The following is a 13,395-nucleotide window of genomic DNA, read 5'->3' on the forward strand; positions in this document are numbered from 1 at the left end:
TTGGGATTTTGCACGCTTCTCGATACTATTTTCAATCACTGCCGTGCTTGAAAATCACTCGAAGTGACAGTGAATAACGTTTGTCAGTTCGAGTGTCCTGAAAGCTTTTATGAACTGTTTTTGTTTCAGAATGATTATGTTAAAGCTTTCAGGATGTATCGAGAACCTTTAGAATTTCCAAAGTAACTCAAAGCATTATGAGTTTTATTTGAATTTCTTCTTAGCCAGATTAGGCAACTTCTCAAATTCATTATTGATCAAAGCTTCTTTTTTAGCCTTTGACCATTTTTTGATTTGCTTTTCAATCATAATTGCTTGATTTGGATCTACAAATTCTTGGTAAAATTCAAGTAGTAAGGGTCTTCGATTGTATGTATAGCTTTCTTTATACTTGCCCGATTGATGCTCCATAAACCGTTGCTCAAGATTTGACGTAAAACCAGTGTAATAGGTTTCATCAGAGCATTTGAGAATATAGACATAATAAAATTTCATACTTAAATATACGCTTCTCGATACTATTTCCAATCACTACCGTGCTTGACAATCACTCGAAGTGACAGTGAATAACGTTTGTCAGTTCGAGTGTCCAGAAAGCTTGGAGAATGGTTTTTTGATTGAGAACGATTATGTTGAAGCTTTCAGGATATATCGAGAACCTTTCGCTAATACATATTGAGTTTTTGCACGCTTCTCGATACTATTTTCAATCACTGCCGTGCTTGACAATCACTCGAAGTGACAGTGAATAACGTTTGTCAGTTCGAGTGTCCTGAAAGCTTTTATGAATTGTTTTTGTTTTAGAATGATTATGTTGAAGCTTTCAGGATGTATCGAGAACCTTCGCTAATACCTATTGAGTTTTTGCACGCTTCTCGATACTATTTTCAATCACTACTGTGCTTGAAAATCACTCGAAGTGACAGTGAATAACGTTTGTCAGTTCGAGTGTCCTGAAAGCTTTTGGGGATTTTTTTGTTTCAGAATGATTATGTTAAAGCTTTCAGGATGTATCGAGAACCTTCGATAATACCTATTGGGATTTTGCACGCTTCTCGATACTATTTTCAATCACTGCCGTGCTTGAAAATCACTCGAAGTGACAGTGAATAACGTTTGTCAGTTCGAGTGTCCTGAAAGCTTTTATGAACTGTTTTTGTTTCAGAATGATTATGTTAAAGCTTTCAGGATGTATCGAGAACCTTTAGAATTTCCAAAGTAACTCAAAGCATTATGAGTTTTATTTGAATTTCTTCTTAGCCAGATTAGGCAACTTCTCAAATTCATTATTGATCAAAGCTTCTTTTTTAGCCTTTGACCATTTTTTGATTTGCTTTTCAATCATAATTGCTTGATTTGGATCTACAAATTCTTGGTAAAATTCAAGTAGTAAGGGTCTTCGATTGTATGTATAGCTTTCTTTATACTTGCCCGATTGATGCTCCATAAACCGTTGCTCAAGATTTGACGTAAAACCAGTGTAATAGGTTTCATCAGAGCATTTGAGAATATAGACATAATAAAATTTCATACTTAAATATACGCTTCTCGATACTATTTCCAATCACTACCGTGCTTGAAAATCACTCGAAGTGACAGTGAATAACGTTTGTCAGTTCGAGTGTCCAGAAAGCTTGAAGAATGGTTTTTTGATTGAGAATGATTATGTTGAAGCTTTCAGGATGTATCGAGAACCTTTCGCTAATCCATATTAGGTTTTAACACGCTTCTCGATACTATTTCCAATCCCTCTGGGGCTTGAAAATCACTCGAAGTGACAGTGATTACGGTTGTCAGTTCGAGTGTCCTGAAAGCTTTGGAAATCGTTTTTTGATTGAGAACGATTATGTTGAAGCTTTCAGGATATATCGAGAACCTTTCGCTAATACATATTGAGTTTTTAACACGCTTCTCGATACTATTTTCAATCACTGCCTTGCTTGACAATCACTCGAAGTGACGGTGAATAACGATTGTCAGTTCGAGTGTCCTGAAAGCTTTTGGGGATTTTTTTGTTTGAGAATAATTAAGTTGAAGCTTTCAGGATATATCGAGAACCTTTCGCTAATAACTATTGAGTTTTTGCACGCTTCTCGATACTATTTCCAATCACTGCCTTGCTTGACAATCACTCGAAGTGACAGTGAATAACGTTTGTCAGTTCGAGTGTCCTGAAAGCTTTTGGGAATTTTTTTGTTTCAGAATGATTATGTTAAAGCTTTCAGGATGTATCGAGAACCTTTCGCTAATACATATGTTTTTGCACGCTTCTCAATACTATTTTTAATCACTACCGTGCTTGAAAATCACTCGAAGTGACAAAAGTGTATCGCTTGTCAGTTCGAGTGTCCTGAAAGCTTTGGAAATCGTTTTTGTTTTAGAATGATTAAGTTGGAGCTTTCTGGATGTATCGAGAACATTCAGATAGTTCATTTTAAGACGCTTCTCGATACTATTTCCAATCACTACCGTGCTTGAAAATCACTCGAAGTGACAGTGATTATAAGTGGTATGAAAACAAAAAAAATCCCAAACATTACTGCTTGGGATTTTTAACTTATGTTTTTTGAATATTAGTATCTGTAATATTCCGGTTTGTAAGGACCTTCAACGGCAACACCAATATACTCAGCTTGCTCGTCACGTAATTCTGTCAATTCTACACCAATTTTTTCTAAATGTAATTTGGCTACTTTTTCATCCAAATGCTTCGGCAACATATATACTTTGTTTTCGTAAGCATCTCTGTTGGTCCACAATTCTAATTGTGCCAAAGTTTGGTTTGTAAATGAGTTACTCATTACAAAACTTGGGTGACCCGTAGCACAGCCCAAATTCACCAATCGGCCTTCAGCCAAAATGATGATGTCTTTTCCGTGTACGGTATATTTATCAACCTGTGGTTTGATTTCTACTTTCGTATCGCCGTAGTTTTTGTTCAACCATGACATTTCAATTTCATTGTCAAAGTGACCAATGTTACAAACAACAGTTTTGTCTTTCATCATTTCAAAATGCTTCCCTTGAACGATGTCTTTATTTCCAGTAGTTGTTATTACGATATCAGCATTGGCGACAACAGTTTCAAGTTTCTTAACTTCAAAACCATCCATAGCTGCTTGTAAAGCGCAAATTGGGTCAATTTCAGTAACCGTTACTATACTTCCAGCACCTTTAAAGGACGCTGCTGTACCTTTACCAACATCACCATATCCACAAACTACAACCCGTCTTCCGGCCAACATTAAATCAGTTGCACGACGTACAGCATCAACTGCACTTTCACGACACCCGTATTTATTGTCAAATTTAGATTTTGTTACAGAATCATTAACGTTGATTGCAGGCATTGATAACGTGCCATTTTTCATACGCTCATAAAGTCTGTGAACACCTGTAGTCGTTTCTTCCGAAAGTCCGTTAATGCCTTCCATCAACTCAGGATATTTATCGAAAACCATATTGGTTAAATCGCCACCATCATCTAAAATCATATTTAATGGTTTTCTGTCTTCACCAAAAAATAAGGTTTGTTCTATACACCAGTTAAATTCCTCTTCGTTCATGCCTTTCCAAGCATATACCGGAATTCCAGCCTCAGCCATTGCAGCAGCAGCTTGATTTTGTGTAGAGAAAATATTACATGAACTCCACGTAACTTCTGCGCCAAGAGCAGTTAAGGTTTCAATCAAAACCGCCGTTTGGATGGTCATGTGCAAACATCCTGCAATACGTGCGCCCTTAAGTGGTTGTGAGTCGCCATATTCTTCACGGAGGCTCATTAACCCTGGCATTTCAGCTTCAGCTAGTTCAATTTCTTTTCTTCCCCAAGCCGCAAGTGACATGTCTTTGACTTTGTAAGGTACGTAAGGCACTGTTTTCGTATTCATATGTACTATTTTTTTTGATTTAACAAATACAATTCTTTATTACTCACATTTCTAAACCAGCGTGGTTGTTTAGAGAATTACATAATTGTATATTTGTTTCTATTATTCGTTTTGCGACTGCAAAGATAATTAATAACTTCGAGAAACATAAATGCCTTTATATAAAACCATTACTCCAAATTCACAAACTACTGTTAAAATCTGGAAGATTACGGAGCGCTATGAGGCACTCCTTCAGCCACTCACGCTAAGAGCCGAAAGTATGAAACGTGTGGTGGGCATGAAAAGTGAGCTGCACCAACGCGGATTTTTAAGTGTGCGACACCTTTTAGCCGAATTTGGATATACGGATGCGGACTTGTACTACGACGAAAACGGAAAACCGCATTTAAAAGATGGTAAATTTATTTCTATTACCCATTCATTCACATTTTCTGGTGTTATTGTAAGTGATTCTGTGGTTGGCATAGATATCGAAAAACAACGCCAAAAAATAGCTGTCATCGCTCATAAGTTTATTGGATATGAATTTGATTATTTAGTGACTACAGCTGAAGATTATATCAATAAATTAACGGTGATTTGGTGCATTAAGGAATCACTTTATAAATTGTTTGCTACCCCGGGAATGTTGTTTAGAGAACATTTTTTGGTCATTCCTTTTATGTTAAAAGATGAAGAAACCATTGCGTGGATTGATTATGAAGATAGAAAACACAGGTATGAAACTCGATTTTTCGAATTCGAAGGGTTTACCTGTGCCTATGTTTGCTAACATAAAGTAGAGATAAATCCAACAACCCTAAACATTTGTTTGCTTCTGTTTAGATATTTTTAGAGCATAAGATTTCCCTGAATCAAGATTAAGATGAAAGCCATACATGAAGATATGTTAAGTTCCATTACTAAAGGCGAACAGCTTTTGGCCATCTTGATTGATCCTGATAAAATGGAATTTGAAGGGTTGTCGACTTTCATGGTCAAATTAAATGCATCTAAAGCTACCCATATTTTCGTAGGCGGGAGTACTGTTGAAGCTTTTAAGACCGACGAATTGATTCGGATTTTGAAAGGAGTGACCGATTTGCCTATCGTCATTTTCCCTGGAGATGTCTCGCAAATATCGTCACACGCAGATGCCTTGCTGTTTTTGTCATTGGTATCCGGAAGAAATCCTGACTATTTAATTGGAAAACAGATTGAAGCGGTATCGGTATTAAGGACCATGGCGCTTGAAGTTATTCCCACAGGTTATCTTCTAATAGAAAACGGTAAGGAAACCGCTGTAGAACGTGTCACCCAGACCTCGCCACTATCAAGACATAACATTCAGGACATTGTAGATACTGCTGTAGCGTCGCAATTGTTAGGCATGAAATGCATTTATTTGGAAGCGGGAAGTGGCGCGATGAACCCCATAGATGTAGAAATCATTCACGCCGTAAAAAAGGAAGTGCGCATTCCGTTAATTATTGGTGGCGGAATTACATCGAAACAACAACTCGACAACGCTTACACTGCTGGAGCAGATATGGTAGTGATTGGAACAGCATTTGAAGAGAATGCATCCTTTTTTGAAGAATTAAACAAATAACTTTGTACTAAATTAGAGTCTAATGAAAATATCAGTGGAATTAACTTTAACGCCTTTACATGATGACTATGAACCTAGCATCATTCACTTTATAAAAAAACTGCGAGCATCAGGACTTACAGTTTTGGAGAATCCGTTAAGTACCCAGGTGTATGGCGATTATGATACTGTCATGCCACTTTTAACTACTGAGATAAAGGAAGCCTTTTCTTTCATGGAACGTGGCTTGCTGTATATGAAAATCGTTAAATCTGACCGACACGAATATGAGCCTCATTTTTGATTTTCTATTCGGGCAATATACTGGCTATGACACCAGCGATATTATTTTAGAAATTGTGGCAGTCATATTCGGTTTTCTATCGGTTTGGTATTCCAAACAAAACAATATTTTAGTGTTTCCCACCGGAATGATCAGTACCAGCATTTTTGTGTACTTGCTGCTAAAATGGGAGTTATTGGGCGATATGATGATTAATGCTTATTACTTTATAATGAGTGTGTACGGCTGGTATATTTGGACCAGAAAAGTGGATGCAGAACATGTTACTCCAATTTCAAGAACGACTGCATGGGAAAATAAAATGAGCATTATTATTTTTTTGGCAACCCTCGGTTTTGTGTTTGTCGTTTACAATACTTTTGATAAATGGACCAGTTGGGTGGCCTACGTAGATACGTTGACAACAGCGATCTTTTTTGTGGGGATGTGGCTCATGGCGAGACGTAAAGTTGAAAACTGGATTTACTGGATTGTGGGCGATCTCATTTCAATCCCGCTCTATTTTTTCAAAGGGTTTACATTTACGAGTATACAGTATTTCGGATTTACAATCATTGCAATTTATGGATATTTAGCATGGAAGAAAAGCTTAGACAAGACCCCTCAGATTGCCTAAAAGTAGTTCTGTTTGGGCCGGAATCAACCGGTAAGAGCACATTGGCGATGGAATTGGCCGGCTTTTACAAAACTGTTTACGTGCCTGAATATTCCCGAATTTACGCTGCTGCCAAGTTGTTGCAAAATAAAGCGCTCACCAAGGCGGATGTAATGCCCATTGCTGAAGGTCAAATGCGACTCGAGAATGAAACGGCGCCAAAAGCCAATAAAGTGCTTATTTGCGACACGGATTTGTTAGAAACTAAGGTGTATTCAGAAGCGTATTACACAGGAAGTGTTGACACAAATTTGGAGAAATATGCCCGTGAAAATGTTTATGATCTCTATTTTTTAACTTATATTGATATCCCATGGGAAGCAGATAATCTGAGAGATCGGCCCAATGATCGGGAGGAAATGTTTGAGGCTTTTGAAAGCGCTTTAAAAAGTCATAATAAACCATATGTGATGTTAAAAGGAACTTTAGAGAACCGTCTTAATAGTGCTAAAGCTCACATTGATAAACTATTAAAATTGAAACCGTGAAATTTACAGACAAAGATATTTTACAGATGGAACATAAAGGCCTAAGCTTAGCCAAGGTCGAATCGCAAATTGCCTTATTTACAACCGGAATGCCCTTTGCAAATCTTACCGCTGCCGCAACTATTGGCAATGGGATTGTGCGCTGTTCTGACAGTGACAAAAAACATTATATCAATTTTTACGATGCCCAAAGAGACAAAGTTTCAATTGCGAAGTTTGTGCCTGCATCTGGGGCCGCAACACGTATGTTTAAATCTTTATTCCGCTTCATTGATGAATATAGTCCTGAACAAGAAACTATAAATTCCTATATCAATAGGACTAAAGACGCGGATTTATCGTTGTTTTTTGTAGGACTTGAAAAGCTTCCTTTTTATGGTCACGTCCTCGAACACGTTAAAAAGTTTTATCCAAATTATGAATCGTGGTCAGACGACAAGCAAAAATTACTGTTTGCCAAAACCATGTTGGATGAAGATAAAATGAATTATGGTTTCTATCCCAAAGGGTTATTGCCATTTCATAAATATAAAGACCATTTATCCACAGCCTTTGAAGAGCATCTGTTTGAAGCGGCATTATATGCTTCAACCAACAATGCTGCAGACCTGCATTTTACAATTTCTGAACGACACAATCATATTTTTGACGCAGAGTTTAAACGTGTGCAAAAAATTGTCGAAGCCAAGACAAATACCAAATTTAAAATTTCGTTTTCTTATCAAAAAGAAGCTACGGATACCATTGCAGTAACGCCAAAAAATGAACCTTTTAGAGAGGAAAATGGCGAATTGACTTTTAGACCATCCGGTCATGGGGCACTTTTAGAAAACTTAAATCAATTGGACGCCGATGTCATTTTTATCAAGAATATTGACAATGTCGTGGTGTATAAGTATGAAGATGAAGTGGCGGAATATAAAAAGATGTTGGCTGGAATGTTGTTGGAGAAACAACAACAGATTTTTAAGTATCTCAATGTTTTGGAAGATGGTGATCTTTCAGAAAGCGACTTAATTGAAATTGCTGAATTTTTAATAAATGAATTAAACATTGTTATTAGTACTGAGTTTGAAAAATATTCTAAAAAATATCAAATAGAATATCTCTTTAGTAAGTTAAATCGGCCAATTCGCATTTGCGGAATGGTGAAAAATGAAGGCGAGCCCGGTGGTGGGCCATTTTGGGTGAAAAGTGAAAATGGCGAAATTTCGCTTCAAATTATTGAGTCTGCTCAAATTGATAAAGACAATAAATCCCAAATTAAAATCCTTGATAGTGCAACCCATTTTAATCCGGTAGATTTAGTATGTGGCACAAATAATTACAAAGGAGAAATTTTTGATCTACAAAAATACATCGATCCTAAAGCTGCGTTTATTACCGCGAAGACTAGTGCTGGTAAAGATTTAAAAGCTTTGGAGCTACCAGGGTTATGGAATGGGAGCATGGCGTATTGGAATACTATTTTTGTTGAGGTACCGTTGATTACCTTCAACCCAGTAAAAACGGTCACTGATTTATTGAAGCCTACGCACCAGATCCATTAGGAACATGAATAAAGACGTGTTACAATCTGAACTGGATTTTAAAGCGGTCAGAAGTTCTGGTGCTGGGGGTCAAAATGTGAATAAGGTAGCCTCAAAAGTGGAGCTTACATTTGATTTGGAGAATTCTGCGGGCTTAACGGAAGATGAGAAAACACTGTTAGTCAAAACCATTGCTAACCGCCTTACTAAGGAAAACATCTTGCTCCTTCAGTGTGAAGAAAGTAGAAGCCAACATAAAAATAAGGAATTGGTCATTCAGCGTTTTTTTGAAGTGTTAAAGGAAGGTTTAGTCGTTCCTAAAAAAAGGATTCGCACAAAAACCCCTAGATCCGTGGTCAAAAAACGATTGAAATTGAAACGCAAAGTTGCCGATAAGAAATCTAATCGAAAACCACCGGAAATCGAATAAAATCAATTTATTGCGTGTTTTAAGTCAGATTTGTTTGACCTTCATAAGGTTAAAATAATTTTCTGAAATAGATTGAAATATTCGTAGTTTTTAATTTTTAATTCTCAATTCATTTCTATCTTTGCAGCGTTCTCAAAAAAGGGGTGCCTATTAACGGCTGAGATCATACCCAATGAACCTAGAACAGGTAATGCTGTTTAGGGAATGGCGATAATCGCCAAGTAGTTTTACGAAGTGACTTTTAATTAGGAGTGCTTCTTAAAACTGAAAACAAATAAATATTAACAAGAATAATGACCTCTTTTTATTCGATTATAACCTAATCGTATGAAAAATTTATTCCATTTCCGAAAAGTCCTATTCAGGCAAAAATTTCCACTTACTATTTTATGCTCATTAGCGCTAGGTGTCGCCGTACAGGCGCAGGAGAAACCTAAAGATTCCACTGTGGTGGAAAAACTAGATGAAGTTCTGGTAAAGGCTGTTCGTGTAGAAGCGACCTCACCAATTACCCATTCCAATATCTCGAAAGTAGAGCTCTCAAAACGTAATTTAGGACAGGATCTTCCTGTGTTGTTAGGGTATTTACCATCGGTAGTAACCACTACGGATGCCGGTGCGGGCGTGGGTTACACTTACATCAGAGTGCGTGGTATTAATGCCCAATCTACCAACGTGACTATCAACGGGATTCCGTATAACGATGCAGAATCACTCGGGACCTTTTGGGTGAATCTTAATGATTTTGCTTCCTCTGTAGAAAGTTTGCAACTGCAACGTGGCGTAGGCACGTCTTCAAACGGTTCAGGGGCCTTTGGCGCCAGTATTAATGTACTTACGGATGCCGTTTCCGACCAAGCCAATGGAGAAATTTCTAACAGTTTTGGCAGTTTTAATACGCGGAAGCACACAGTCAAATTCAGTACGGGCAAATTGAATGATCATTTTGAAATTGCTGGGCGTTTGTCCAATATTAAATCTGACGGTTATATTGATCGGGCCTCATCAGATTTAAAATCCTATTTTTTACAAGGGGCATATGTGGATGACAATACTTTATTAAAGGCAATCACCTTTGGCGGCAAAGAGGTAACCTATCAATCATGGAATGGATTAGAAGATCAAGATCTATTAGAAAACGACCGGACCTTCAACACTGCGGGTATGTACACCGATCAAAACGGAGTGACCCAATTTTATGACAATGAAGTGGATAATTACCGTCAAGACCATTACCAATTGCATTGGAATGAGCGCTATTCTAACCAGTGGTCTACCAACATTGCCTTCAACTACACTAAAGGCAGCGGTTACTTTGAGCAATATAAACAAGATCAAGATTTTGAAGACTATGATCTTATTCCTATTACTGTTGATGGTGAAGCCATAACTTCTACAGATTTAATCAGACGCCGCTGGTTAGATAATGACTTTTATGTGCTGAATGCGAATGCCAATTATAAGAATGACCAGATCAATATGACCTTTGGAGGTTCATATAGTACGTATGATGGGGATCATTTTGGCGAAATTATCTGGGCGCAGTATCCGAGTAGCAGCACTATCAGAGATCGTTATTATGATGGCAACGGCAAAAAGGACGACTTCAGTCTGATTTCCAAAGCTACCTATCGCTTAAATGAACAATTGAGCATTTATGGCGATTTACAATTGCGTTTGGTCGATTATAGAACGACGGGTTTAAATTCAGATCGATTGCCGTTTAATATTGATGAGCACTACACTTTCTTTAATCCAAAGGCTGGGATTACTTATAGAATAAACGATGCCAATAATCTCTATTTTTCTTATGCCAGAGCCAACAGAGAGCCAAATAGGGATGACTTTGAAAATAACGATGTTGTAAAGCCAGAACAACTTAACGATTTTGAATTGGGATGGAGACATACAGATAAAGCGTTCAGATTTAATGTGAATGCCTATTATATGTTGTATAACGAGCAATTGGTATTAACCGGAAATATTGACAAATCTGGAAACCCCATTCGTACGAACAGTGGCGATAGCTACCGTTTAGGCTTAGAAATAGAGGCAGCTATCATGTTAAGCAAAGCTTTTTCTTTACAACCTAATCTAACATTAAGCTCCAATAAAAATAAGGAAACCAACGCGTCTCTTGATGGGCAATTGGTTAATCTTGGTAAAACCAACATTTCTTTTTCTCCAGAGGTTGTCGCTGCAAATGCCTTTGTTTTTCAGCCCAATGACAATTTTCAGATGTCATTATTGAGTAAATATGTGGGCGATCAGTATATGGGAAATACGGATGCTGAGGGGTCTAAGTTGAAGAGTTATTTCGTCAATGATTTCAATATCACTTATGAAATCGCTATGAACAGCGTTTTTAAAAGCATTGTGTTATCCGGATTGGTAAACAACCTCTTTAATGAGAAGTATGTATCTAATGGGTACTATTACACCTATGATGACGATTTTTCGGTTCCGGGAGAGATTTCAACTATTGAAGGTGCAGGGTATTACCCACAAGCCACGACAAATTTTTTGGCGGGAATTACCCTGAAATTTTAATTACTGATGATCAGTGTATTTCCAGAAACGTTTACGCGGTATTCCTTTAATCCGCAAGCTAATTGCTGACCAACGGAACCACCGGTAAACAAACTATAAGTATTGGCGTCATCGCAACCACAAACTGCGTTGGCGCCATTAATTTTTAATAAGGAACATGTTGATTGTTCATGATTTGGGTCTGCAGCATCCCAAGCGCGATAACCACTACCAACATTAGTGACAATGACGCCTTTGTTGCCCTGATTGGCCAAATAGACGGAGTTACTGGTAAACTGCAACTGACTGTATTGTGGCAAATTCATATTAACCGAAGCATTTACTTGAGCATTGACCAAAAATTTACAATTCTCATCGCTGTTGTTTCTACTACAAGCGGTTAAGAACATCAAGCTCACCAATAAAAAAAAGTGTTTCATCTGATAAAAATTGTGACGCAATTTACAACAATCTCAAAGTTGAAGTAAATATTTTGTATATTTGTTTAATATCTCGTGTAAGCGGGATTTTTTTTATGCTGTTTCCCATAACGGGGTTTCAGCATATTTTATATACAGTAAAACGAAGGAATTATGAGTAAAGTATCTTATTATACCCCAGAAGGTTTAAAGAAATTGAGGGAAGAACTCAGTCATTTAAAAGATGTGGAGCGCCCAAAAGCATCTCAAGCTATTGGCGAAGCACGGGATAAAGGCGATTTGAGTGAAAATGCCGAATATGATGCTGCCAAAGAAGCCCAAGGCATGCTAGAGATGAAAATTTCTAAGCTTGAAGAGCAATTGTCTAATGCGCGTATTATTGACGAATCGCAATTGGACAGCTCAAAAGTACTGGTCCTATCTAAAGTCAAAATTAAAAATCAATCCAACGGGATGGAAATGAACTATACCTTGGTGGCTGATGGCGAAGCCGATTTAGCATCAGGTAAAATTTCTGTAAATTCTCCGATCGGTAAAGGTCTTTTAGGAAAATCAGTAGGTGAGGTGGCAGATATACAAGTGCCAAACGGAATTCTTAAATTTGAAATTTTAGAAATTTCCAGATAGATTACGTTGTTTTATAGAGTTTTTGAAGTGTTAAATCTTCTTCAAATCTTTAGAAGACTCAAAATATAACATTCCTGTTAAGATGCAATCTGACAGGAATTTTCTTTTTATATTTATAGAATTAGAAAATAGAAAATAGAAAATAGAAAATAGAAAAGAGAATAAAGAATAAAGAAGAAACGATGGCATCAATATTTACAAAAATAGTTAATGGTGAAATTCCATGTTATAAAGTGGCGGAGACTAAAGATTTCTTGGCGTTTTTAGACGTTAACCCAAACTCGAAAGGCCATACACTCTGTATTCCCAAAATAGAAGTGGACCAATTATTTGATTTGGATGAGCCTACCTATACGGGATTGATGGAGTTTTCTAGAAATGTTGCAATCGCTATAAAAAAGGCAGTGCCTTGTAAACGTGTAGGAATGGCAGTGGTAGGATTGGAAGTGCCGCATGTACACGTGCATTTAATTCCACTACATTCTATGGAAGATATGCGTTTTTCCAATAAAGTCAGTTTGGCTAAGGAAGAATTTGAAACAATCGCAAAATCAATTTCTGACCGCTTATAAGGTCAGGTCTTCAAATATTCCTAAGAAAAACAATGTAGCTAAAATCAAAATAATAGCTAGTATTATGACCAGGAACCAAGACAAGGTTTTTAATTTAAGTGATGTAGGCTTTGGAACCGACGCCTTTTGTTGATATTCAAAAACCCGTTCAATATCATCCGTCCAACGTGCAGGAAAAATTGCGGTGTCGCAAACTCTACAAAACAAACTGTGAGCCGTATCTTTAGAAATGGCTTTGTACAATGGAGTTTCAATAAAGCGTTGCTTAAATGTTAATTGCAGTCCTTCTTTAGAATAACATTCGGGACAATTGTTGTTTAAATCGACCTCTCTTAGCGTGAAAAACTTGTCCTCCATG

Annotated in this window: 15 protein-coding genes; 10 read left to right on the forward strand and 5 right to left on the reverse strand. The window is 37.2% G+C overall.

The features are described 5' to 3' along the window. Window positions 1-204: 204 nt before the first annotated feature. The 3 genes from ES711_RS03360 to ahcY all read right to left on the reverse strand — a co-directional run bounded on the left by ES711_RS03360 (window position 205) and on the right by ahcY (window position 3,890). Entirely contained in the window at window positions 205-495 is a 291-nt protein-coding gene (locus ES711_RS03360; RefSeq protein WP_146890004.1) for a GIY-YIG nuclease family protein, read from the reverse strand. A gap of 745 nt (window positions 496-1,240) precedes the next feature. Next, entirely contained in the window at window positions 1,241-1,531 is a 291-nt protein-coding gene (locus tag ES711_RS03365) for a GIY-YIG nuclease family protein (protein ID WP_146890004.1), read from the reverse strand. Window positions 1,532-2,573: 1,042 nt separating this feature from the next. Further along, window positions 2,574-3,890, reverse strand: coding sequence for an adenosylhomocysteinase (ahcY, locus tag ES711_RS03370; protein WP_146890007.1), 1,317 nt, complete (start codon window positions 3,888-3,890; stop codon window positions 2,574-2,576). 151 nt (window positions 3,891-4,041) lie between these two features. Here ahcY and ES711_RS03375 point away from each other — a divergent pair, with 151 nt between their 5' ends. The 8 genes from ES711_RS03375 (at window position 4,042) to ES711_RS03410 (ending at window position 11,419) form a co-directional block, all read left to right on the forward strand. Next, the gene (locus tag ES711_RS03375; protein ID WP_146890010.1) at window positions 4,042-4,665 is read left to right on the forward strand and encodes a 4'-phosphopantetheinyl transferase family protein; all 624 of its coding nucleotides are present in this window, start codon (window positions 4,042-4,044) and stop codon (window positions 4,663-4,665) included. A gap of 93 nt (window positions 4,666-4,758) precedes the next feature. Continuing rightward, on the forward strand, window positions 4,759-5,484 hold the full coding sequence (locus ES711_RS03380; protein ID WP_146890012.1) for a geranylgeranylglyceryl/heptaprenylglyceryl phosphate synthase: 726 nt from the start codon (window positions 4,759-4,761) through the stop codon (window positions 5,482-5,484). Between the two features lie 22 nt (window positions 5,485-5,506). Then, window positions 5,507-5,767, forward strand: coding sequence for a thiamine-binding protein (locus tag ES711_RS03385; RefSeq protein WP_146890015.1), 261 nt, complete (start codon window positions 5,507-5,509; stop codon window positions 5,765-5,767). Beyond that, window positions 5,751-6,383 carry a nicotinamide riboside transporter PnuC gene (gene pnuC / locus ES711_RS03390; protein ID WP_146890018.1) on the forward strand — a complete coding sequence of 211 codons (633 nt, stop codon included), beginning with the start codon at window positions 5,751-5,753 and terminating at the stop codon, window positions 6,381-6,383. The genes ES711_RS03385 and pnuC overlap by 17 nt, the downstream gene beginning before the upstream one ends. Continuing rightward, on the forward strand, window positions 6,344-6,910 hold the full coding sequence (locus ES711_RS03395) for an AAA family ATPase (protein ID WP_146890021.1): 567 nt from the start codon (window positions 6,344-6,346) through the stop codon (window positions 6,908-6,910). The genes pnuC and ES711_RS03395 overlap by 40 nt, the downstream gene beginning before the upstream one ends. Continuing rightward, complete coding sequence (locus ES711_RS03400; protein WP_146890023.1) at window positions 6,907-8,460, forward strand: DUF4301 family protein; 1,554 nt, start codon at window positions 6,907-6,909, stop codon at window positions 8,458-8,460. Before ES711_RS03395 ends, ES711_RS03400 begins: the two co-directional genes overlap by 4 nt. A 4-nt stretch (window positions 8,461-8,464) precedes the next feature. Continuing rightward, window positions 8,465-8,869: an alternative ribosome rescue aminoacyl-tRNA hydrolase ArfB gene (gene arfB / locus ES711_RS03405; protein ID WP_146890026.1), complete on the forward strand. Its 405-nt coding sequence runs from the start codon at window positions 8,465-8,467 to the stop codon at window positions 8,867-8,869. Window positions 8,870-9,196: 327 nt separating this feature from the next. Continuing rightward, window positions 9,197-11,419: a TonB-dependent receptor gene (locus tag ES711_RS03410; RefSeq protein ID WP_146890029.1), complete on the forward strand. Its 2,223-nt coding sequence runs from the start codon at window positions 9,197-9,199 to the stop codon at window positions 11,417-11,419. On the opposite strand, the gene ES711_RS03415 is transcribed toward ES711_RS03410, so the two are convergent. After that, complete coding sequence (locus tag ES711_RS03415) at window positions 11,416-11,838, reverse strand: Rieske (2Fe-2S) protein (RefSeq protein WP_146890032.1); 423 nt, start codon at window positions 11,836-11,838, stop codon at window positions 11,416-11,418. The two genes, ES711_RS03410 and ES711_RS03415, sit on opposite strands and share 4 nt — an antisense overlap. Window positions 11,839-11,991: 153 nt before the next feature. On the opposite strand from ES711_RS03415, the gene greA reads away from it, so the two are divergent. Further along, on the forward strand, window positions 11,992-12,465 hold the full coding sequence (greA, locus tag ES711_RS03420; protein ID WP_146890035.1) for a transcription elongation factor GreA: 474 nt from the start codon (window positions 11,992-11,994) through the stop codon (window positions 12,463-12,465). Between the two features lie 182 nt (window positions 12,466-12,647). Next, complete coding sequence (locus ES711_RS03425; protein WP_146890038.1) at window positions 12,648-13,037, forward strand: HIT family protein; 390 nt, start codon at window positions 12,648-12,650, stop codon at window positions 13,035-13,037. Here the strand turns inward: ES711_RS03425 and ES711_RS03430 are convergent. Continuing rightward, window positions 13,032-13,394 (reverse strand): hypothetical protein, encoded by a 363-nt coding sequence (locus tag ES711_RS03430; protein WP_146890041.1) that lies wholly within the window; start codon window positions 13,392-13,394, stop codon window positions 13,032-13,034. The genes ES711_RS03425 and ES711_RS03430 overlap by 6 nt on opposite strands. Window position 13,395 lies beyond the last annotated feature (1 nt).

The organism is Gelidibacter salicanalis, from assembly GCF_007997285.1.
GTDB lineage: Bacteria > Bacteroidota > Bacteroidia > Flavobacteriales > Flavobacteriaceae > Gelidibacter > Gelidibacter salicanalis.